The sequence below is a fragment of the Amycolatopsis minnesotensis genome (assembly GCF_039529815.1).
In the GTDB taxonomy this organism is placed as follows: domain Bacteria; phylum Actinomycetota; class Actinomycetes; order Mycobacteriales; family Pseudonocardiaceae; genus Amycolatopsis; species Amycolatopsis minnesotensis.
In genome coordinates, this window is the sequence record NZ_BAAANN010000019.1 from 123,575 (window position 1) to 143,615 (window position 20,041).

Genomic DNA, 20,041 nt, shown 5'->3' on the forward strand with positions numbered 1-20,041 from the left:
TCACCGGGGGGAGACATCTCATGAGCCACATCGCGTTCTGCGTCCCGTTCGGCGCCGGGCACGTCAACCCGACGCTCGGCCTCGCCGCCGAACTGCTCGCGCGGGGGCACCGGGTGAGCTACGCCGTGCACAGCTCGATGGCGGGGCGGGCCGAGGCGATCGGCGCGGAAGTGCTCGCCTACGAGTCGAAGATGCTCGGCGAGTTCGACGAGCCGCCCGAGTTCGGCCGCGGCGAGCTGCCGAAGGTGATGGCCGCGATGCTGCGCGAGACCAAGCGGCTCGTCCCGGAAATGATCGCGCGGTACGAAGGCGACGAGCCGGACCTGGTCGTGCACGACGGTCCCATCGCGTGGTGGGGCCGGTTCCTCGCGGCGCACTGGGGCGTGCCCGTCGTGACGAGCTGGCCGAATCTGGTGAGCAACGAACACTGGTCCATGACGCGGTACGTGGACGTGAACAGGGCGAGCCCGCGCCTGCTGCTGACGTTCCTGCGGATGGCGGTGTTCGCGAAGAAGTACAGGCTGCGCGCCGACACCGTCGTCAACGGCTCGACCGACCTGCCCCAGCTGGTGTTCGTGCCGAGGGCGTTCCAGTTCGAAGGCGGCACGTTCACCGGGGCGCACCACTTCGTCGGGCCCGGCCTCGGCGACCGGTCGGCGTTCCAGGGCGGCTGGGCCCCGCCGGGGGACCGGCCGGTGGTGCTCGTCTCGCTCGGCACCGCCTACAACGACCGCCCGGAGTTCTACCGGACCTGCCTCGACGCCTTGGCCGGTCGCGACGAGCACGTCGTGCTGTCGGTCGGCGAGAAGATCGACCCGGCGGGCCTCGGCGCGCTGCCGTCGAACGTCGAAGCGCACCAGTCGGTGCCGCAGCTCGCCGTGCTGGAGCGGGCGTGCGCGTTCGTGACCCACGCGGGGATGGGCTCGACCATGGAGGCGCTGCACTTCGGCGTGCCGACCGTCGCGATCCCGCAGATGCCGGAGCAGCGCGCCAACGCCGACCGGCTGGCCCAGCTCGGCCTCGGCGTCCACCTGCCACCCGCGAACGTCACCGCGGCGAGCCTGTCGGCCGCGCTCGACTCGGTGCGCGGCAACGAGGAGATGGCCGCGAACCTGGCGTCGATGCGCGACGAGATCAAGCGCGCCGGGGGCGTGCGTGCGGCGGCCGACGTCGTGGAAGCCGAACTCAGGTGAGTTCGACGACCCTTCGCTCGGTACCGGCCACGCGAGCGGCCTCGAGCACGCGCAACGCCTCCAGCGCGCTCGCCGGGTCGACCGGGAACTCGCCCTCGCCCAGCAGCGCGTCGCGGGTGCGCGCGTAGAAGTCCTCGTACCGGCCCGTTTCCGTCGGCACGGTCTCGACGTCGTCTCCCACGCCGAGCACACCGGCGTCGGCTGCCGGTTCGACGCCCCAGCCTTCGTCGCCGGGTCGCATGCCGTCCTTGATCTGCGGCTCCTGCACGTCGAGCCCGTACTTGGTGAACGTGCCCGCGTCGCCGAGCACCCGGAAGCGCGGGTTCCGCGTCCCCGCGAGCGCCGAGGCCCACAGGTGCGAGCGCACGCCGTTGGCGTGGTGGAGCGCGACGAAGGTGTCGTCGTCGGAGGCGCAGGCGGAGACGCCTTCGCGGCGGCGGTCGAGTTCCGCGTAGACCTCGGTGACCGGCCCGAACAGCGTCAGCGCCTGGTCGACGATGTGCGCGCCGAGGTCGTAGAGCAGGCCGCCGGCTTCGGCGGGATCGCCGAGCTCCCGCCAGTTGTCCTTGGGCCGCGGCACCCAGCGGTCGTACCGGGACTCGAACCGGAAGACCCTGCCGAGCCTGCCCGTGTCCAGCACTCCGCGGACGGTCAGGAAATCGGAGTCGAGGCGGCGGTTCTGGAACACGGTGAGCCCGACGCCCGCCTCCGCCGCGGCGCGGACGAGCCGTTCGCCGTCGGCGACCGTCGGCGCGAACGGCTTGTCCACCACGACGGGCGTGCCGCGTTCGATGGCCCGCAGCGCCAGCGGCACGTGCGTCTTGTTCGGGGTGCTCACCACGACGAGGTCGAGCGGGAGTTCGAACAGCGCGTCCGCGTCCGCGACCACGGTCGCGCCGGGATGATCGGCGGCGGCCCGGCTCGCGCGCTCCGGGTCCGAGGTCACGATCGCGGAGACGGTCAGGCCCGGCGTCGCGGCGACGAGGGGGGCGTGGAAGACCCGGCCCCCGGTTCCGTAGCCGAGGATGCCGACACGAAGCTCAGTCATGCGGTAATTAAACAACACTGTTGCTTTATCAGCAATCGGTGGCAAGATGGACACGTGGCGAAATCCGGAGCGAACGTGCGCGGCCTGCGCCAGCACAACCGCGCACTCCTGCTCGACGAAATCCGCCGCACGGGCGGCCTCAGCCGGATCGAACTGGCGAAGGTCACCGGGCTGACCCAGCAGGCCGTCTCCAAGATCGTGCCCGATCTGCTCGACGCGGGCTTCCTCGACGAGGAAAGGCAACCCGCGCAGGGGGTCGGCAAGCCGCGCACGCGGCTCACCATCCGCGGCGAGGCACGGTACGCGATCGGCGTGCAGCTCGAACGCGACGAACTGCGCGCGGTCCGCACCGATCTGCTCGGCACCGTGCGCGCCAGGACCGGCAAGCGCTTGCGCCCCGGGTTCACCCCGGCCGAAGCGGTCACCGCGATCGCCGACTGCGCGCACGAACTCCACAGTGGTGTGGCCGGTGTGGCCGGTGTGGCCGGCACCGGCGCGCTGCTCGGCCTCGGCGTCGGGGCGGCGGGCCCGCTCGACCACGTCACCGGTGTGGTGCACCACGCCACGAAGATGCCCGGCTGGGACCGCGTGCCCCTGCGCGCCGATCTCAGCGCCAAGACCGCGCTCGACGTCGTCGTCGACAAGGACACCAACGCCGCCGCGTTCGCGCACGGCTGGCTGGCCGGCGAACGCCCCCGCGCGACCGCCGTCGTCTTCGTCGGCAGCGGGATCGGCGTCGGCCTGCTCATCGACGGCGAGGTGTACCGCGGGCCGAGGACGAACGCGGGTGAGTTCGGGCACACCACGCTCGACTACACCGGACCGCGCTGCGCGTGCGGGCGGAACGGCTGCGTCGAGGTGCTGCACAACGAGGCCGTGCTGGCGGGCGACCCGGAACGCGCCGCCGACCTGCTCGGCATCGGGCTCGTCGACCTCGTCCAGGTGCTCGACCTCGACCGGATCGTGCTGGCGGGGCGGGGCGTGCGGGCCACGCCGTCGCTCTACACCGACGCGATCAGGAAGCGGCTCGAAGCGTCGCTGCCGCTCCCGCACTGGCAGCGCATCCAGCTCGATCTCGACGAGTTCGGCGACGACATCGTCGCCGCCGGTGCCGCGGCGGAGGTGCTCGCCAAGTTCTACGCCGACCCGGGATGAGCGGGCGTTCACACCTCCGCGACGCGGATCTCGTTAACATCCCCGGGTGTCCAGCCCGACCGAGCAGACGAGCGCACCCGAGGTCCCCGAGCCGGCGCCGCGCGTGGCGCCGAGCCGGACCGACCCCTTCGCCGCCGCCGTGACCCGTCCGATCGGCGGGCCGCTCGGCTCCCACGCGGCCACCGGCAGACACTGGTTCTGGTCGCCGCTGCGGGTCGCGCTGCTGCTCTGCGTCGTCGCGCTGATGCTGGGCTGGTTCGGCAAGGCCCCCTGCATCCAGCAGTTCACCAACGACCAGGGCCAGACCGAGCTCGACTGGCGTTCGGGGCGGCCGTACGTCGCGATGTGCTACTCGGACATCGTGCCGCTCTACGGCGCCGAACGGCTCAACAAACCGGGCGCCTTCCCGTACGAGACGAGCTGGGTGGAGGACGAGGGCACCGCCGGCGCGCAGACCAGGTACATGGAGTACCCGGTGCTCACCGGCCTGTTCCAGTGGGCCAACGCGAAGGTCACGCAGGCGTGGCAGTCGGTCGCCGCGTCCGGGTGGCTGCCGAGCGGCCTCGACGTCGCCGTGTACTTCGACATCACCGCGCTCTTCCTCGCCGCGGGCTGGCTGGTGACGGTGTGGGCGACCTCCCGCACCCACCGCAGGAGACCGTGGGATTCGGTGCTGGTCGCGATCTCCCCGCTCGTGCTCGTGCACGTCTTCACGAACTTCGACGCGCTCGCGACCGCGTTCGCCGCCACCGGCCTGCTCGCCTGGTCGCGGCGAAAACCCGCGCTGGCCGGGCTGCTGCTCGGCATCGGCGCCGCGGCGAAGCTGTATCCGCTGTTCCTGCTCGGGCCGTTGCTCGTGCTGTGCCTGCGCGCGGGCAAGATGCGAGAGTTCGCGAAGACCGCCGCCGCGGGCGCCGGCGCGTGGCTGGCGCTCAACCTGCCGTTCGCGATCTGGCTGCACCAGGGGTGGGCCGAGTTCTTCCGGCTCAACACCAGCCGCCCGATGGACCCGGACTCGATCTACAACGTGATCTCGTACTTCACCGGCTGGACCGGGTTCGACGGCCCGCTCGGCGCGCACCAGACGCCGACCTGGCTCAACATCGTCAGCGGCGGGCTGTTCGTGATCTGCTGCGCCGGGATCGCCTACCTGGCGCTGGCCGCGCCGGTGCGGCCGCGGCTCGCGCAGCTGTGCTTCCTGGTGGTGGCGGCGTTCCTGATCACCAACAAGGTGTGGAGCCCGCAGTACTCGCTGTGGCTCGTCCCGCTGGCCGTGCTCGCGATCCCGCGCTGGCGGCTGCTGCTGGCGTGGATGGTGCTCGACTCGCTGGTGTGGGCGCCGCGGATGTTCTACTACCTCGGCGAGGACCACCGCGGGCTCCCCGAAGGCTGGTTCCTCGGCGCCGTCACCGTGCGGGACCTCGCCGTCGCCGGCCTGTGCGTGCTGGTGATCAGGGAGATCTACCGCCCGTCCGCCGATCCGGTGCGGATCGACGAGGACACGCTCACCGGTGATCCCGGCGGCGGCGTGCTGGACGGCGCGCCGGACGTGGTGACCTGGAAGCAGCGGGCGCCGGTTCCGGTCTGACGCCCGGAACCGGCCTCCCCTCAGCCGGGGCGGAGCACCTCGGGACCCGGCCGGTCGAGCACCCGGGTGGCGCCGAACCCGGGTGAGCCGAAGTCGGTGATCCGCACCGTGACCCGGCCGGGCGCCGCCTCGGCGAGACGGCACGCGAGCCACTCGCCGTCGTGGCGCACCGACCACCGGTCACCGAGGACCGCGAGCCCGCGGCCCTCCAGTTCGGCCACCGAGTCCTCGAGCGGGCCCGCCTCGGCGAGCGGGTAGCCGAACACGGTCAGCGGCAGCCAGCCGTCGCCGTCGCGGCGCAGGTATCCGACGAGCTCACCGTCCTCGGCGCGGTAGACCGGCCGGTCGTTCATCGCTTCCTCCTCGGTCGGGGTGCGTACCCGGCCGAGGCTCCGCCCTGACGCCACGTCAGGAGCAACCCCGATTCCGCCCGCCGAGCGCGTTTAGCCCGCTAACTGCAGCTCAGCGGGGGGCATCGTGCCGGTGGCCGATGCGGGAAAGGGGTCAGGCGCCCAGGTGTTCGCGGAGGTAGGCGATATCGGCGGCCTGGCCGTCGGCGGGGGTTTCCACCACCACCGGGGCGCCCGCCGAACCCGCGACGCCGACCAGCACCTCGGGGTCGATCGTGCCCTCGCCGCCGACCACGCTCGCGTGCCTGTCCCGCGTGGAGCCGAACTCGTCGCGCGAGTTGTTCAGGTGCACGAGGTCGATCCGGCCGGTGATCGCCTTGACCTTGTCCACCGCGGTTTCGAGGTCCCACCCGGCGGCGAACGCGTGGCAGGTGTCGAAGCAGAACCCGGCGCCGAACTCGCCGACCTGCTCCCACAGCCGGGCGATCATGTCGAGATCCTTGGTCATCGCGCCGTCGCCGCCCGCGGTGTTCTCGATCAGGATCGGCACCGCGAACCCGCCGTCCGCGGCCTGGCGCTCGAACAGCTTGCGCCAGTTGACCAGGCCCTCCCGCGGGTCCTCGCCCTTGCGGACGTGCCCGCCGTGCACGATCAGCCCCTTCGCGCCCACCTCGGCCGAGCCGTTCGCGTGCTGCAGCACGCCCTTGCGCGACGGGATCCGGATCCGGTTGTTCAGCGACGCCACGTTGATCAGGTACGGCGAGTGGATGAACACCTCGACCTCGGACGCGGCGATCTCGTCCGCGCTCGGATGCCGCTTCGGCGCCTTCCACCCCTGCGGGTCGGACAGGAAGAACTGCACCACCGCGGCGTCTCGTTCGCGGGCGGCGGGAAGCGGGTCCTCGTCACGGACGTGCGCACCGATCTGCATGCCAGGCAGCGTAGCGCCGGGCGCCGACAGGAATCCGGCGTGCGTGCGCGTGAGGATCCACCGGGTGAATTCCGGTGTCCGGCACCGGGCGGTGACGCTCGTGCAGTACCGTGAGCGCGTTCCGTGAGGCAGCGTGGGTCAGATGCCGGAGGGCGAAGAGCACATGGGGAAGACCGCACAGCGCGTCGGCGCACTGGGGTTCGTCGTCGCGGCGTCCGCGGGCCTGTTCCTTTCGAACAGCGCTTCCGCCACACCCGGCCCGGACCCCCTCCTCAAGGGCGACTGCGAAGCGACCGTGTCGGCCAAGGACGGCACCCCGGTGACCGTCGACGTCGGCGCGCTGGTCAACCGGCCCGGCGCGGTCGACCTCGGGCTCGGCAGCAAGTCGACCAGCGCCAACGGCGGGAAGCCGCTGCTGAACCTCCCGGTCACCGACGCGCTGGACGCGCTCGGCATCACCAAGGTGCCCGGCCTCCGCGACGTGACCACCGGCGTCTGCAAGCCCGTGCAGACGCTCGCCAACAAGGCGGCGGGCGGCGTGCAGAACCTGACCGCCCCGGTCACCGGCGACGACAACGGCCCGACGCAGCCGGACAACCCGCCGACCGAACCGGACGAACCGGACGACCCGAGCGAGCCGCCGCCGAGCGAGCCGCCGCCGGGCAAGCCCACCCCGCCGGACAACCCCGGCAAGCCGGGCGGCCCCGGTGACCAGATCTCGCCGATCGTCACCGCGCCCGGCGACGGTGTCGGCAGCTTCACCGGCGTGCAGACGAGCTTCCCGCTCGACGGCGTGGCGATCAACGGCCTGCCGCCCATCACCGCGCCGATCATCCCGCCCGGCGTGGTGCCCCCGGTGGCGCCGAGCCTCGGCAGCCCCGAACAGCCGCAGGAGGCGACGCCGCCGACGGTGATCGCGCAGCCTTCGTCGGTGGAGGCGCTCCCGGCGTCCACCCCGCCCGCGCGGCTGCCGCTGCTGCTGGCCGTGGTCGCGCTGGCGATCGTCGCCGCCGCGCTCGTGCGCACCTGGATGCGCCGCAAGGCCGCCTGACCGCACACTCGGTGACCGGCAAGTCCACCCGTTTGCGCCCGCCGTTCGGTTCGACGGGCGTCACCGCGCTCCGTTAGCGTCGTTGTCCCTGTGGGTGACCGCAGCAGATGCCGCTGGAGGAACGCGATGCAAGGGCGTACGCGCAGGACGGTAGCCACCGGGGCCACGGTGTTCGTGCTGGCCGGATCCGCCGTGCTCGGCGCGCCGGCGACGGCGTCGGCCGGCACGGTCGTGCCCGCGCGCTGCGGCCAGACCGTCACCGTCCATCCCGGTGACAAGGTGCAGACCCCGTTCGGCCTGAAGACGATCACCGATCTCATCGGCGGTGTGCTCGACGCGCTGTGCCACATCACCGTGAACGTGGTGGACGCCGTCATCGCACCCGTCCCGGTCATCGGCGCACCCGCGGCAGGCGCGATCAACGGCGTCGTTTCGGGCACCACCAACGGGCTCGGCAAGGCCGCGGGCGACGTGGGCAAGGCGCTCTCCGGTGGTGGCCAGCCGCCGAAGCAGGGGACCCCGCCGCCCGCGCAGCCACCGAAACAGGGCACCCCCGGCACTCCGGGTTCGCCGGGCGCACCCGCCACCGGCGGTGGCGCGGGTTCCGTGCTCCCGCCGGTCAACAGCCCGCTGGTGCCCGGCGCGGGCACCCCGTTCAGCTTCGGCGGCCTGCCGGTGAGCTTCTCCGGCGGCTATTCGCCGATGCGCGACTACAGCAACGTCCCCGCCGCGACAGCGGGCCTGTACACGCCGTCGCCCGGCGTCCGCTACGGCGGGCAGGTACCCGGTTACGCGCCGGAGTTCGGGATTCTCGGCCAGGAGGGCCCGAAACAGCCCGGCGGTGTCCAGAACGCGGGACGGGCGGAGGCGCTGCCGTCCGGTTCGAGCGGGCTCCCCGGCGGTGTCGGACTGCCCGTTCTCGTTGCCGTGGTCGCACTTTCCGGTGCGAGCGCCGGTCTCGTGCGCACCTGGGTGCTCCGGAAGACCGTCGCCTGAAACACGGCCTGTGCACACCGGCTCCGCTACTTCCTAGTATCTTTCCGGCAGCCCGCTCGTTATCACTCGGTGATAGCCCGTGTCTCGCGCCATGACCGGAGGAACCAGCCCGTGCGGATTCGACGCGCCGACCTTGCCAGCACCAGCCGCAGGGCCACCCGCCGAACACTGACCGCCACCGCGCTCGCGGCGATCTTCGCCGGCGGGAGCCTGCTGAGCGCGGGCACCGCCGCCGCCAGCCCCGTCACGGCCGACGGCTGCTCCGGCACCGTGGTGGGCCCGATGGGCGAGACCGTCGTCGTACAGGGCCCCAAGCTCAACGACCTGGTGCGCAAGGGCACCCTTGCCGCGAAGCAGTTCTGGAATCTGGCCGTCGATCCGGACAAGGTGGCGGCCGAAACCGCCAAGAAGGGCGCGATTCCGGTCGGCGCCCTTCCCCAGGGGCAGAGCGGGGCGATCAGTGGCTCGGCCGTGGCCTCCGTGGTCGCCGACACCATCAAAGACGTGGACGGGCTCGGCCTGTTGCCGGACGTGCGGAAGAACGCCGTTCGCAAGATCGCCGAAACACTCACCGCGAACTGCGGCCTGAACACCTACGCCAGCAACTACGTGGCGCCGACCTCGAACACGCCGGGCAGCACGCCCGGTGGCACCGCGGGCCGCCCGGGCGCGCCCGGCTACACGACACCCGGCAAGCCCGGTTCGAGCACGCCGAGCCCTGCCGGGATCGCGCCGCCGCGCAACTACGGCAACATCCCGGTCGCGGTGCCCGGCGTCGCGATGCCGCCTGGCGCCCGCTACCCGCAGGCGGGCCCGCTGCCCGGCGTCCAGTCGCCGGAGTTCGGCGTGCTCGGCGGCGACCAGCAGCCGCAGGGCACCGCGGACGTGCACAACGCGGGCAAGGCCGATTCGCTGGCCGCCACCGGCACCACCGGCACCGTGCAGCTGCCGATGCTGCTCGCCGTGATCGCGCTCGCCGGGGTCACCGCCGCGCTGGTGCGGACCTGGGTGCTGCGCAGGGTCTCCCCGTAGCGCGCGGCCCGCTCGACCCGCCCGGCGGCGGGACTGCCGGACCACCCGGCTATCCTTACCTGGACAAACCCTCCTGCCACGGACAGGCCGTGGCCGCGAGCCCATAGGAGGTGAGTGGTTGTGTCACGCCATTACGAGGTAATGGTCATCCTCGATCCCACGCTCGACGAGCGCACGGTCGCGCCGACGCTGGACACGTTCCTCAACGTGATCCGCACGACCGGCGGCAGTGTCGAGAAGGTCGACGTGTGGGGCCGTCGCAGGCTCTCGTACGAGATCAAGAAGCACGCCGAAGGCATCTACGCGCTGCTGGACCTGAACTCCACCGCGGACGCGGTCAAGGAGCTCGACCGCCAGCTGTCGCTGCAGGAAACCGTGCTCCGTACCAAGGTCATGCGGCGCGAGACCCCGAAGCCGGGCTCCCGCAAGCTCCGCAAGCCGGCCGACGCGAAGGCCTGAGGCCATGGCTGGAGACACCGTCATCACGGTCGTCGGGAACCTGACCTCCGACCCCGAGCTGCGCTTCACCCCGTCCGGTGCGGCGGTCGCGAACTTCACGGTCGCGTCCACCCCGCGCACCTTCGACCGCCAGTCCGGCGAGTGGAAGGACGGCGAAGCGCTGTTCCTGCGCTGCAACATCTGGCGCCAGGCGGCGGAGAACGTCGCCGAGAGCCTCACACGTGGCGCGCGCGTCGTCGTGCAGGGCAGGCTCAAGCAGCGGTCGTTCGAGACCAAAGAAGGGGAGAAGCGCACCGTCGTCGAGCTCGAATGCGACGAGATCGGTCCTTCTCTGCGCTACGCCACCGCCAAGGTGAACAAGGTGAGCCGCGGCAGCGGTGGTGGCGGCGGCGGGTTCGGTGGTGGTGGCGGCGCGTCGAGCGCACCCGCCGACGACCCGTGGGGTTCCGCGCCGGCCGCGAGCAGCGGCGGTGGAGGCGGCGGCGGTTTCGCCGACGAGCCCCCCTTTTAACCAACCACTTTCGGATATTTCCAGGAGTACACCGTGGCAAAGCCACCCATTCGCAAGCCGAAGAAGAAGGTCTGCGTTTTCTGCAAGGCCGCGAAGAAGGGCCGTCCCGAGTCGATCGACTACAAGGACACCAACCTCCTTCGCAAGTACATCTCCGACCGCGGCAAGATCCGGGCCCGTCGGGTGACCGGCAACTGCAGCCAGCACCAGCGTGACATCGCCATCGCGGTCAAGAACTCCCGCGAGATGGCGCTGCTGCCCTACACCTCGACCGCCCGCTAAGGAGGCACGTCATGGCGAAGATCATTCTCACCACCGACGTGGCGAACCTCGGCGGCCCCGGCGACATCGTCGAGGTCAAGGACGGGTACGCGCGCAACTACCTGCTTCCCCGCGGCTACGCCATCGTGGCGAGCAAGGGCGCGGAGAAGAACGTGCAGACCATCCGCCGCGTGCAGGAGACCCGCCGCATCCGGGACCTCGACCACGCCAAGGAGATCAAGGCGACGCTCGAGGGCCTCGGCACCGTCTCGCTGTCCGCGAAGGCGGCCGAGGGCTCGAAGAAGCTGTTCGGCTCGATCACCACGGCCGACGTCGTCTCCGCGATCAAGGCCGCCGGCGGCCCGCTGCTCGACAAGCGCGTCATCGAGCTCGGCGAGCACATCAAGACGGTCGGCAAGCACCAGGTCAGCGCCAGGCTGCACCCCGACGTCAAGGTCGGCGTCCGGCTCGAGGTCACGGCCAAGTAACCGCCCAGCACGTCCACCGATGCCCGTCCCCGATCCGGGGGCGGGCATCGGTCGTTCCGGCACCCGGGGCGGTGCCCGCGAATGTGACACCGATCAGGTGTTCCGTACCGGGAACCAAACCGCCTGCGCTATCGTCCGATAGGCGGGTTTTGTGAGAACTTGGTGAATGCGCAGTGAAGGGGGCCCTCGCTCATGGCCGATCCGGACCAGAAGACGGTAACGCCGACCGACACGAAGAAGGACGTGCCTCCGCCGGCACCGATCCAGGTCGGCAGCAACGGCGAGGCCGGTGGCTACAAGTTCGATCCGGACGGCGTGGACGGCGTCATCACCAAGTGGAAGAACCTGCTGACCGACCTGCAGAGCGACGAGAAGTACGCGATGCAGATCGCCGGGGTCAAGGCGCCGGGCAAGGAGTTCGCCAGCGGCGACTTCACCAAGGCCGCCAACCCCTCGGGCGACACCCTCCTCCAGCAGACGCGGCGCATGATCACCTACGTGACGAACTACATCACCGCGCTCGAAAACGCCAAGAAGGGCATCCAGCAAGGCGAGGACGACGCGAAGCAGGCAGTGCAGAAGCAGAGTCAGGGGATGTGACCGTGCCGTACCCGATCCGCATCGGTGCCGCCGCGCTCGCCGCGGGCGCGCTGCTCGCCGGCTGCTCCGGCACCGGCGGGAATTCCGGCAGCACCTCGGCACCGGCTTCGTCACCGCAGGCGAGCGCCCCGGCCGGTGACGTGCCGCGCGTGCCGTCCCCGCTGCCGGTCGACAAGCTGACGAGTACGCCGTGCTCCGCGCTGTCCGAGGGCCAGCTCAGCCAGATCGGCATCGCCCAGCCGACACCCGGTCAGGGCGCGGGTGGCCCGCAGTGCGTCTGGACCTCGACCGCGAGCGACCTGAACCACCTCACCATCTCCCCGGTGACGGCGAACAAGAACGGGCTCAGCGACTTCTACGCGACCAAGGCGAGGAACGTCTACTTCGAGCCGACCCGGATCAACGGGTACCCGGCGGTGTTCGCCGACACCGACGACGGCAGGGCGATGGGATCGTGCGGGCTCTGGGTCGGTGTCACCGACCAGCTCGTCGTCGACGTGATCACCCAGATCCCGAGCGGGGCGAACAAGGCGAAGTCGTGCGACTTCGCGCAGCGGGCGGCGACGTTGATGATCGACAACCTCAAGGGGGGCGCGCGATGACGCGGCGCAGGAACATCGATTCGGCATTCGGCTCCCGGGAGGGTTGATCCGCCATGGGCAATGACGCGAACACAGCAGGTGAGACGCTCAAGGGCGCCGCGATCGGCGCGGGAACGGGAGCCGCGGTCGGTTCCGTCGTGCCGGTGATCGGCACCGCGGCGGGCGCGGTCGTCGGCGGTGTGGTCGGCGGGCTCGTCGGCCTCATGAGCGGTGGCCCCGAGGCGCAGAAGGCCGAGGCGAGCTTCAACAACCGGACGATCGACGGCAGGCAGATCTGGGAGCAGATCACGCAGGGCATCGGCTCGGAGTCGTTGCACGGCGGGCACCGCGCCGCGGTCGACCTCTCGAAGACGCACGACACCCGGTCGCAGCAGATCGCCAAGCTGAACTCCGAAATGGACGCGCACTGGGTCGGCAACTCGGGGCAGGCCGCGCAGAACGGCGCGCACCCGCTGGGAGTCTGGCTGAAGGACTCGTCGACCAACCTCGACAACAGCGGCAAGTACCTCGGCTCGCAGGCCACCTCCTTCGACAACGTCCACAAGAACGTCCAGGAGATCGCGAAGGACCCGCCGGAGGCCGGGTTCGTCGACGGGATCAACCCGATGAGCGACAAGGACGACCAGATCGAGGAGTACAACAAGCAGGGCCAGCACAACGTCCAGGCGTTCACCACGTACTTCAGCGAAAGCGCGCAGAACGCCGCGGGCATGCCGAAGTACAACGCGTGGGACGGCAACAAGTTCTCCGACACCGGTGACGGCGGCGACTTCGGCGGTGGCGGTGGCCCCGGCGGGAGCTTCGGTGGTGGCGGTGTCGGCGGTGGCGGTGGCGGCATCCCCGAGGGCAAGTTCACCATGCCCAAGTCCGAGATCCCGAACACCTCGCACCTGACGGACCCGAACGACCCCCGCTTCAACTCGGACATTCCGAAGACGGACATCCCGAAGACGGATCTGCCGAAGTTCGACGACAGCACGACCCAGGCCGGGTACACGCCGCCGAGCTTTAACACCGGCGGCCTGAACAGCAACTTCGGGCCGGGCGGCGGATCGGCGAGCTTCGGGCCTGGCGGCGGTGGCGGTGGCGGTGCCGGTGACTTCTCCGGCGGCGCGTTCGGCCCCGGCGGTGCCGGGCTCGGCGCGGGTTCCGCGACCGGTTCGGGCGCGGGTGCCGCCGGCGCGGGCAAGGGCGGCGCCATGGGTGCCGGTGCCATGGGCGCGGGCAAGGGCATGGCGGGCAAGGCCGGAATGGCGGGCATGGGCGGCATGGCGGGCCACGGCGCCAAGGGCAAGGGCCAGGAGGACGAGGAGCACCAGTCGAAGTACCTCGTCGGCGACGACCCGAACGAGATCTTCGGCACCGACGAGCTCACCGCGCCACCCGTGATCGGCGAATAGCCGGCCAGTTCCTTCCCACCGCACAATCCCAAGACCGAGGTCGAAACCGTGCTGGACCGAGCACTCACCTTCACCACCCCGACGATCACCGCGCTGATCAAGCGTCGTGGCGGTGAGCCGCACAACGTGTTCGGCGGCAAGGCCGTCTTCATGGAAGACGGCATCCGCCGCGAGCTGGACGAGCGCGTCAACCAGGCGCTGGCGGAGTACGGCCTGCTCGGGCCGCGCGGGATGGAACGCGGTTTCGCGGCGACCATCGAGGCGATCGCGCAGCCGCAGGTGGAGTTCTACGGCTGGTTCGAGGGCAGGTTCGCACCTGGCCTGCCCTCGAACTTCACCGTGCTCGCGGGCAGCGCGAACGGCACCGGGTTCGTCGCGGCGCGCAGCATCACCGAAGAGGTCGTCACGATCGCGCCGCTGCGCTCCGAGCAGTTGCTCCAGGGGTTCCTCGAGCAGATCCCGCCCGGCCAGCCGGGACGCGGGCAGACGATGATCGTCGAGAAGTCGGAGTTCGTCACCGGCCGCGCGCCGCAGGCGGAGTCCGACGGCGGGTTCTCGATCATGCAGGCCGCGCCGCGCACCGGCGCACCGCCCGCGGGCGGCAAGGAGATGCAGCGGATCCTCGGCCTGGAGCGCACCGGCGGCGGCAGCGTCTACATGGCGGCGCGAACCAGGGCGGGCACGCGGCGCCGCATCGAGCGGCCGCTGAACTTCATCGACACGGTCGAAGGCCGCTGGCTGATGGAGGAGCTCCCCGGCCGCGGCGACTCCCGGATCGCGTTCGCGCCCGCGACGCTGCAGCTGTTCGGCGACCGGTTACGGAACGCGCAGAGCAGGATCATGGGCGGCTGACGGCCGCCACCCGCTCAGCCTAGCGAGTGAGGGATCTACCCTCCGTAACAGCCATCCACAGGTTTCCCACACCTCTTGTCCCACCGCGTGTCCCCGACACGCCGATGATGCGACGTTCGGCGACACGCCGCAGGTCTTTCAACTAACTTACCCACAGCTTGTCTACAGGGTTTGACCTGCTATTTCTCCCCTGGGAGGAGTCGTTGTCCCCAAGTTGTGCACAGGGTACGGAGCACCTGTGGCTGGTTACCGCGATTCATCCACAGGTAGTGCACAGGGGCGTCCCCAGCCCGGCTTGCACTCGTCCGTCCGGGCGATCTAGCGTGCTCCGGCCGGGCAGTGCGACGGACGGTGCGAAGCGTGGCCGGAACGCCTGTGGGGGACCGCCGCGCGGGACCGGAAGATCCGGCATACTAGAACACGTGTTCGACAGAACGTCCCGGTGGCCGGTGTCTTCGAGACCCGGTCGCCGTGCCGGTTCTGTCCCCGTAACGAGGAGGTGTCCGCAGCGGTGGCGCTGACCGACGACCGCGGTCCGATGTTCTCCGATCCAGGGCCGAGCGACCCGGGGCCGGAGCCCGGCACGTTCGACCGCCAGCCACCGCAGGACATCGCGGCCGAGCAGTCCGTGCTCGGCGGGATGCTGCTGTCCAAGGACGCCATCGCCGACGTCATCGAGGCGCTCGGGCCCGGCGACTTCTACCTGCCCAAGCACCAGGCCGTCTACGACTGCGTCCTCGACCTCTACGGCAGGGGCGAGCCCGCCGACCCGATCACCGTGTCGGCCGAACTGGAACGCCGCGGCGAGCTCGGCAGGGTCGGCGGCGCGCCGTACCTGCACACCCTGATCGCGACCGTGCCCACCGCGGCGAACGCGGGCTACTACGCCGAAATCGTCTCCGAGAAGGCGGTGCTGCGCAGGCTCGTCGAGGCGGGCACCCGGATCGTGCAGTACGGGTACGGCGCGAACAGCGCCGACGGCGGCAACATCGACGAGGTGGTCGACCGCGCGCAGGCCGCGATCTACGACGTCACCGAGAAGCGCACCAGTGAGGACTACGTCGCGCTGGAGGAGCTGCTCCAGCCGACCATGGACGAGATCGACGCGATCGCCTCGCGCGGCGGCCAGTCCTTCGGCATCCCGACCGGGTTCATGGACCTCGACGACGTGACCAACGGCCTGCACCCCGGCCAGATGATCATCGTCGCGGCCCGTCCAGGTGTCGGCAAGTCGACACTGGGACTCGACTTCGCCCGCTCCTGCTCGATCAAGCACGGCATGAGCAGCGTCATCTTCTCGCTGGAAATGAGCCGCACCGAGATCGTCATGCGCATGCTCTCGGCCGAGGCGAAGATCCGGCTCGCCGACATGCGCGGTGGCCGCATGACCGACGACGACTGGACGCGGCTGGCGCGCCGGATGAGCGAGATCTCGGAGGCGCCGCTGTTCGTCGACGACTCGCCGAACATGACGATGATGGAGATCAGGGCGAAGGCGCGGCGGCTCAAGCAGCGCAACGACCTGAAGCTCGTGGTCGTCGACTACCTCCAGCTGATGACCTCGGGCAAGCGCGTCGAGTCCCGCCAGCAGGAAGTGTCGGAGTTCTCCCGTCAGCTCAAGCTGCTGGCCAAGGAGATCGAAGTGCCGGTGATCGCGATCAGCCAGCTGAACCGTGGTCCCGAACAGCGGACGGACAAGCGCCCGATGCTGTCGGACCTGCGAGAGTCCGGTTCGCTGGAGCAGGACGCGGACATCGTGCTGCTGATCAACCGGCCCGACGCCTGGGAGCGCGACGACCCGCGCGCGGGCGAGGCCGACCTGATCCTGGCCAAGCACCGTGCCGGGCCGCAGTCGACCATCGTGGTGGCGCACCAGCTGCACTACAGCCGGTTCGCCGATCTCGCCCAGAGCTGACCGGAAAGCTTGCCGGGCCTCAAAATCGGCTTGATGATCTCGCCGCCCGCTTCACCTGTGAAGCGGGCGGCGAGACCGGGCTACGGCTTTCCGGGCGTAGACGACAGGGTTTCGCTCTCTTGATCAGCACCGGCCAGCGTGCGGAGCAAACCCTCCAGATCGCGTTCGCCGTCGCGGGTCTGGGCGCCGTGGGCCAGTCCGGCTCGGATCAGCCGTTCGGCCGCGGGCCGGGTGAACTGGCTCGCCCAGGCGTCGTGTTCTCGCCGGTAGCCTTCGGCCAGATCGTCCGGGGTGACGGCGCGTTTGGCGGCGGCGACCACGCCCTCGGGCAATGCGGCGATATTGCGGGCCAGGCGGTCGACGACCTCGTCGAGCTCATCGGCGGGGACGGCCCGGTTGACCCAGCCGTAGCGTTCGGCGGTTTGCGCGTCGTACAGGTCGGCGCTGAGCACCGCCTCCAGGGCGCGATTGCGGCCGATCCGCTCGGCGAGGTACTGCGTGCCTCCGCCGCCGGGCACGATTCCCATGAGGGCCTCGATCTGGCCGATCCCGGCACGACCGGTCGCCGCGAACGCCATGTCCGCGGCCGTGACGAATTCCGCCCCTCCGCCGCGCGCCAGGCCGGCGATCTTGACGATCGTCACCTGGGGCTGGTGGCGCAGCAGTTCCCCCAGTGCTTGGAAGACGTTGATGCCAGGGGGCACGTCGGCCGCGAGTTCGTCGAAGGCGTCCGGCGCGTCGACCAGTGACATGTCGACGTGCGCGATGAAGAACTCCGGGTCGGCACTGTCGAACACGATCACCCGTGCTGAATCGTCCTCTCGCAGCGCGGTCAGCAGCCGCCGGAGGTCCGTCATGAGCGCGACGTCGAGGACGTTGACGGGTGGGTTGTCGAGGGTGACGCGGACGATGCCGGCCTCGCGGCTCACTCGCAGGGTGGCGTAGGCGTCGTGGTGCACGTGGATCTCCGATCCGTACCTGGCAGGCATCTAGGTTCCTGATGTATACCTAGGCTGCGGCGCGGGACCCACCAGCGTCAATAACGCACTTTCGGCATCGTAAGGATCGCGGAGGATACCGACATGGCCATGCCCGGCACCGGCGCGGACGACGGCACCGTCTACCGCGCCGACTGCCCCAGCCGTCCGATTCTCGACCAGATCGCCGACAAGTGGTCGATGATGGCGATGGACGTCCTCGAAAGGCCCCGCCGGTTCAACGACATCAAACGCCGCCTCGGCGGCGTGACCCAGCGGGTACTGACCCAGACCCTGCGCCGCCTGGAACGCAACGGGATGATCGAGCGGCGGGTGCTGCCGACCTCGCCGGTCGGAGTCGAGTACTCCCTCACCCCGCTCGGCGAATCCCTGCGGGAGCCGTTCGGCCGGTTGTACGACTGGACGGTCGCCCACACCGACGAGATCCAGGAGTGCCAGCGAGGCTACGACCACCGTCTCCGCTCCGGACAGTCCTAGAAGCGGTCAACCACCGGGAAAGCCGCAGGGCTCCGCACCTGCTCTTCGGAAGGCCGACTGGAATTCCCACAGTCACTCTCTCTCCGAGCGCGGCCCGAGGTCATAGCGGAATGGCGCGCTGGGTCACGTAGTACTGGATCAACGTTTCCATCGAGCGACGAAGGGTGTCCTGCCGACTGTCGCTCAGCGTTCCGGCAAGTTGACCCAGCTCGGCTCGGACCGCCTCGCGCACCAGGTGCACGACGGCTCGGCCGGCGTCGGTAACGGTGACATGAACGGCACGCCGATTACCGGGGACCGCGATCCGTTGCACCAGGCCACGTCGCTCGGCGCGGTCGACCAGGCCGGTGACGCTGGACTTCTCAAGTTCCAGGATGCCCGCCAGCTGCCGCATACCGATCTGACGATCGTCCAGCACGGCGAGCATCCGCAACTGGGTCACCGACAGCCCTTGTTCTCCAGCGAGGCGTCCCAAGATCGCCTGCACGATGAACGACAGCTGCATAAGCCCATCGATCAAGTTCAGGTCCGGCGTCTGAGCAGCTCGGGGCGAGGAAGCGGTCACAGTGATCAGGCTATCTTGACTGAGTTCGTGACACCAACTATTTTAGTTCGTGACACCAACAGTATGTGCAACAAACCAAGGGGGAACCCTGCCATGCCGGACAAGAAACGCGTCGCTGTCGTCATAGGCAGCACCCGCCCCACCCGCATCTGCGGCGGTATCGCCACCTGGGTGCGCGACAGCCTGCGAGAGGACAGTGACCTCGACTATGACCTGCTCGATCTTGCCGAGGTCGGGCTGCCGTTCCTGGACGAACCCCGCAAGGCCGCACTGCAGCGGTACGAGCATGACCACACCCGCGCCTGGAGTCAGCTCGTGCAGAGCTATCACGGATTCGTGTTCGTGTTCCCGCAATACAACTGGGGCTATCCGGCGGTGCTGAAGAACGCAGTGGACTACCTCTATCGGGAATGGCACGAACGGCCCGCGAGCCTGCTCACCTACGGCACCCGAGGCGGCGGCAAAGCCGCCGAACAGTTCATCAGCGTCCTGCACGGACTGCACATGCGGCTGCTCGACACACACGTCGAAGCCGTCATCACCGAGCAGGACGTGGACGAGGACGGGCAGCTGCGCGACCTCTATTCCACGCTTCAGCCGAACCGGGACCTGCTGCGCAAGATCGACGCAGAGATGACAGAAGCGCTCACCAAAAGCTGACAACCGCAGTCCTTGCGGAGAACGGAGAACCGATCATGACAACTCGCCACGTGGGTTTCGTCGGGCTCGGCAGAATGGGCAGCGCTATGGCGGGCCGGCTGCTCGACGCCGGCTACGAGGTCACTGTGTGGAGCCGGACCGCCAGCAAGGCGAACGACCTGCTGGCGCGGGGCGCGACGGTCAGCGACCGGCCCGAGGACGCGATCGCCACTGGGACGGTCTTCTCGATGCTGAGCAACGAAGATGCGGTGCGGCAGGTCTTCACCGCCGAACGTATCCGCTCTGCGCCAGCGGGCTTCGTGCACATCAACCACGCGACGATCAGTCCGGCCGCAGCCCGCGAGTTCGCCGGTTACGACTGGGGTTACCTCAGTGCGCCGGTGGTCGGCAGGCCCGAGGCCGTGGTGGCGGGGAAGCTGGCCGTGCTGGTCTCCGGCGATGCGGCCGTCCGCGCCGCAGCGACACCGATCCTCACCGCGCTCGGCCGTCGGGTGTGGGACTTCGGCGACGCCGTGGACGCCGCGCCGACAGCGAAGATCTCAGTCAACTACCTGATCATCCACGCGTTGCAGGCACTGTCGGAATCGATCACCCTCCTGCAACACACAGGTCTGGACGCCGGGCCGTTCGTCGAGATGATCAACGATTCCGTCTTCCCGGGCGCGGTGTACGGGGGTTACGGCGACACCATCGCCACGGGCACCTACACGCCGCCGGGATTCACCACCAGGCTGGGGTTGAAGGACTTGAATCTCGCGCTGAGCGTTGCCGGTGAGCTCGGCGTCAACCTGCCCACTGGACCGATCCTGCACGACGTGTTCGCCACGGCGGTCGAGCAGATCGGTGCAGATCTCGACTGGGCGAGCATCGCCGAGGTCACCCGGCGACGGTCCGGCGGCGGGCTCTGAC

Annotated in this window: 23 protein-coding genes; 18 read left to right on the plus strand and 5 right to left on the minus strand. The window is 69.9% G+C overall.

The genetic code is table 11. The annotated features are described in order from the left end of the window. Nucleotides 1-20: 20 nt before the first annotated feature. Complete coding sequence (locus tag ABD256_RS23935; protein WP_344422906.1) at nt 21-1,193, plus strand: macrolide family glycosyltransferase; 1,173 nt, start codon at nt 21-23, stop codon at nt 1,191-1,193. Here the strand turns inward: ABD256_RS23935 and ABD256_RS23940 are convergent. After that, the gene (locus ABD256_RS23940) at nt 1,186-2,241 is read right to left on the minus strand and encodes a Gfo/Idh/MocA family oxidoreductase (RefSeq protein ID WP_344422909.1); all 1,056 of its coding nucleotides are present in this window, start codon (nt 2,239-2,241) and stop codon (nt 1,186-1,188) included. The genes ABD256_RS23935 and ABD256_RS23940 overlap by 8 nt on opposite strands. A gap of 54 nt (nt 2,242-2,295) precedes the next feature. Here ABD256_RS23940 and ABD256_RS23945 point away from each other — a divergent pair, with 54 nt between their 5' ends. Then, nucleotides 2,296-3,396, plus strand: a complete 1,101-nt coding sequence (locus tag ABD256_RS23945; RefSeq protein ID WP_344422912.1) for an ROK family transcriptional regulator — start codon at nt 2,296-2,298, stop codon at nt 3,394-3,396. Between the two features lie 46 nt (nt 3,397-3,442). Further along, complete coding sequence (locus ABD256_RS23950; RefSeq protein ID WP_344422915.1) at nt 3,443-4,984, plus strand: glycosyltransferase family 87 protein; 1,542 nt, start codon at nt 3,443-3,445, stop codon at nt 4,982-4,984. 20 nt (nt 4,985-5,004) lie between these two features. Here ABD256_RS23950 and ABD256_RS23955 read toward each other — a convergent pair whose 3' ends face one another. After that, a complete protein-coding gene (locus tag ABD256_RS23955; protein WP_344422918.1) occupies nt 5,005-5,337 on the minus strand; it encodes a hypothetical protein in 333 nt (110 codons plus the stop codon). Nucleotides 5,338-5,488: 151 nt separating this feature from the next. Then, a complete protein-coding gene (locus ABD256_RS23960) occupies nt 5,489-6,265 on the minus strand; it encodes a deoxyribonuclease IV (protein ID WP_344422921.1) in 777 nt (258 codons plus the stop codon). Nucleotides 6,266-6,407: 142 nt separating this feature from the next. Here ABD256_RS23960 and ABD256_RS23965 point away from each other — a divergent pair, with 142 nt between their 5' ends. The 12 genes from ABD256_RS23965 (at nt 6,408) to dnaB (ending at nt 16,432) form a co-directional block, all read left to right on the plus strand. Further along, entirely contained in the window at nt 6,408-7,316 is a 909-nt protein-coding gene (locus ABD256_RS23965; RefSeq protein ID WP_344422924.1) for a hypothetical protein, read from the plus strand. Nucleotides 7,317-7,442: 126 nt separating this feature from the next. Further along, nucleotides 7,443-8,312 (plus strand): hypothetical protein, encoded by an 870-nt coding sequence (locus ABD256_RS23970; RefSeq protein WP_344422927.1) that lies wholly within the window; start codon nt 7,443-7,445, stop codon nt 8,310-8,312. A 111-nt stretch (nt 8,313-8,423) separates the two neighbouring features. Further along, nucleotides 8,424-9,344: a hypothetical protein gene (locus tag ABD256_RS23975; protein ID WP_344422930.1), complete on the plus strand. Its 921-nt coding sequence runs from the start codon at nt 8,424-8,426 to the stop codon at nt 9,342-9,344. A 120-nt stretch (nt 9,345-9,464) separates the two neighbouring features. Continuing rightward, nucleotides 9,465-9,803: a 30S ribosomal protein S6 gene (rpsF, locus tag ABD256_RS23980; RefSeq protein WP_344422932.1), complete on the plus strand. Its 339-nt coding sequence runs from the start codon at nt 9,465-9,467 to the stop codon at nt 9,801-9,803. A gap of 4 nt (nt 9,804-9,807) precedes the next feature. Continuing rightward, nucleotides 9,808-10,314, plus strand: coding sequence for a single-stranded DNA-binding protein (locus ABD256_RS23985; RefSeq protein ID WP_344422935.1), 507 nt, complete (start codon nt 9,808-9,810; stop codon nt 10,312-10,314). 33 nt (nt 10,315-10,347) lie between these two features. After that, nucleotides 10,348-10,596 carry a 30S ribosomal protein S18 gene (gene rpsR / locus ABD256_RS23990; RefSeq protein ID WP_091288784.1) on the plus strand — a complete coding sequence of 83 codons (249 nt, stop codon included), beginning with the start codon at nt 10,348-10,350 and terminating at the stop codon, nt 10,594-10,596. A gap of 11 nt (nt 10,597-10,607) precedes the next feature. Next, nucleotides 10,608-11,063 (plus strand): 50S ribosomal protein L9, encoded by a 456-nt coding sequence (gene rplI / locus ABD256_RS23995; protein ID WP_344422946.1) that lies wholly within the window; start codon nt 10,608-10,610, stop codon nt 11,061-11,063. A 192-nt stretch (nt 11,064-11,255) separates the two neighbouring features. After that, complete coding sequence (locus ABD256_RS24000; RefSeq protein ID WP_344422949.1) at nt 11,256-11,663, plus strand: hypothetical protein; 408 nt, start codon at nt 11,256-11,258, stop codon at nt 11,661-11,663. A gap of 2 nt (nt 11,664-11,665) precedes the next feature. After that, nucleotides 11,666-12,265: a DUF3558 domain-containing protein gene (locus tag ABD256_RS24005; protein ID WP_344422952.1), complete on the plus strand. Its 600-nt coding sequence runs from the start codon at nt 11,666-11,668 to the stop codon at nt 12,263-12,265. 53 nt (nt 12,266-12,318) lie between these two features. Continuing rightward, nucleotides 12,319-13,665, plus strand: a complete 1,347-nt coding sequence (locus ABD256_RS24010; protein WP_344422955.1) for a hypothetical protein — start codon at nt 12,319-12,321, stop codon at nt 13,663-13,665. 48 nt (nt 13,666-13,713) lie between these two features. Beyond that, entirely contained in the window at nt 13,714-14,517 is an 804-nt protein-coding gene (locus tag ABD256_RS24015) for an ESX secretion-associated protein EspG (RefSeq protein WP_344422958.1), read from the plus strand. A gap of 511 nt (nt 14,518-15,028) precedes the next feature. Continuing rightward, on the plus strand, nt 15,029-16,432 hold the full coding sequence (gene dnaB, locus ABD256_RS24020) for a replicative DNA helicase (protein ID WP_344423086.1): 1,404 nt from the start codon (nt 15,029-15,031) through the stop codon (nt 16,430-16,432). A gap of 80 nt (nt 16,433-16,512) precedes the next feature. Here dnaB and ABD256_RS24025 read toward each other — a convergent pair whose 3' ends face one another. Beyond that, complete coding sequence (locus ABD256_RS24025) at nt 16,513-17,421, minus strand: enoyl-CoA hydratase/isomerase family protein (RefSeq protein WP_425546508.1); 909 nt, start codon at nt 17,419-17,421, stop codon at nt 16,513-16,515. Between the two features lie 93 nt (nt 17,422-17,514). On the opposite strand from ABD256_RS24025, the gene ABD256_RS24030 reads away from it, so the two are divergent. Beyond that, a complete protein-coding gene (locus ABD256_RS24030; RefSeq protein ID WP_344422961.1) occupies nt 17,515-17,907 on the plus strand; it encodes a winged helix-turn-helix transcriptional regulator in 393 nt (130 codons plus the stop codon). Between the two features lie 100 nt (nt 17,908-18,007). On the opposite strand, the gene ABD256_RS24035 is transcribed toward ABD256_RS24030, so the two are convergent. Further along, nucleotides 18,008-18,472, minus strand: a complete 465-nt coding sequence (locus ABD256_RS24035; RefSeq protein WP_344422964.1) for a MarR family winged helix-turn-helix transcriptional regulator — start codon at nt 18,470-18,472, stop codon at nt 18,008-18,010. Between the two features lie 93 nt (nt 18,473-18,565). On the opposite strand from ABD256_RS24035, the gene ABD256_RS24040 reads away from it, so the two are divergent. Together ABD256_RS24040 and ABD256_RS24045 are read left to right on the plus strand one after the other, a co-directional pair. Further along, a complete protein-coding gene (locus tag ABD256_RS24040) occupies nt 18,566-19,132 on the plus strand; it encodes an NADPH-dependent FMN reductase (protein WP_344422967.1) in 567 nt (188 codons plus the stop codon). Nucleotides 19,133-19,167: 35 nt separating this feature from the next. Continuing rightward, complete coding sequence (locus ABD256_RS24045; RefSeq protein WP_344422970.1) at nt 19,168-20,040, plus strand: NAD(P)-dependent oxidoreductase; 873 nt, start codon at nt 19,168-19,170, stop codon at nt 20,038-20,040. Nucleotide 20,041: the final 1 nt, after the last annotated feature.

Excerpts from the sequence above, each read along its gene's own strand:
- ABD256_RS23935 (WP_344422906.1), top strand. The coding sequence starts at position 21 with ATGAGCCACATCGCGTTCTGCGTCCCGTTCGGCGCCGGGCACGTCAAC.
- ABD256_RS23940 (WP_344422909.1), bottom strand. The coding sequence starts at position 2,241 with ATGACTGAGCTTCGTGTCGGCATCCTCGGCTACGGAACCGGGGGCCGG.
- ABD256_RS23955 (WP_344422918.1), bottom strand. The coding sequence starts at position 5,337 with ATGAACGACCGGCCGGTCTACCGCGCCGAGGACGGTGAGCTCGTCGGA.
- ABD256_RS23960 (WP_344422921.1), bottom strand. The coding sequence starts at position 6,265 with ATGCAGATCGGTGCGCACGTCCGTGACGAGGACCCGCTTCCCGCCGCC.
- ABD256_RS23965 (WP_344422924.1), top strand. The coding sequence starts at position 6,408 with ATGCCGGAGGGCGAAGAGCACATGGGGAAGACCGCACAGCGCGTCGGC.
- ABD256_RS23970 (WP_344422927.1), top strand. The coding sequence starts at position 7,443 with ATGCAAGGGCGTACGCGCAGGACGGTAGCCACCGGGGCCACGGTGTTC.
- ABD256_RS23985 (WP_344422935.1), top strand. The coding sequence starts at position 9,808 with ATGGCTGGAGACACCGTCATCACGGTCGTCGGGAACCTGACCTCCGAC.
- rplI (WP_344422946.1), top strand. The coding sequence starts at position 10,608 with ATGGCGAAGATCATTCTCACCACCGACGTGGCGAACCTCGGCGGCCCC.
- ABD256_RS24000 (WP_344422949.1), top strand. The coding sequence starts at position 11,256 with ATGGCCGATCCGGACCAGAAGACGGTAACGCCGACCGACACGAAGAAG.
- ABD256_RS24010 (WP_344422955.1), top strand. The coding sequence starts at position 12,319 with ATGGGCAATGACGCGAACACAGCAGGTGAGACGCTCAAGGGCGCCGCG.
- ABD256_RS24025 (WP_425546508.1), bottom strand. The coding sequence starts at position 17,421 with ATGCCTGCCAGGTACGGATCGGAGATCCACGTGCACCACGACGCCTAC.
- ABD256_RS24030 (WP_344422961.1), top strand. The coding sequence starts at position 17,515 with ATGGCCATGCCCGGCACCGGCGCGGACGACGGCACCGTCTACCGCGCC.
- ABD256_RS24040 (WP_344422967.1), top strand. The coding sequence starts at position 18,566 with ATGCCGGACAAGAAACGCGTCGCTGTCGTCATAGGCAGCACCCGCCCC.
- ABD256_RS24045 (WP_344422970.1), top strand. The coding sequence starts at position 19,168 with ATGACAACTCGCCACGTGGGTTTCGTCGGGCTCGGCAGAATGGGCAGC.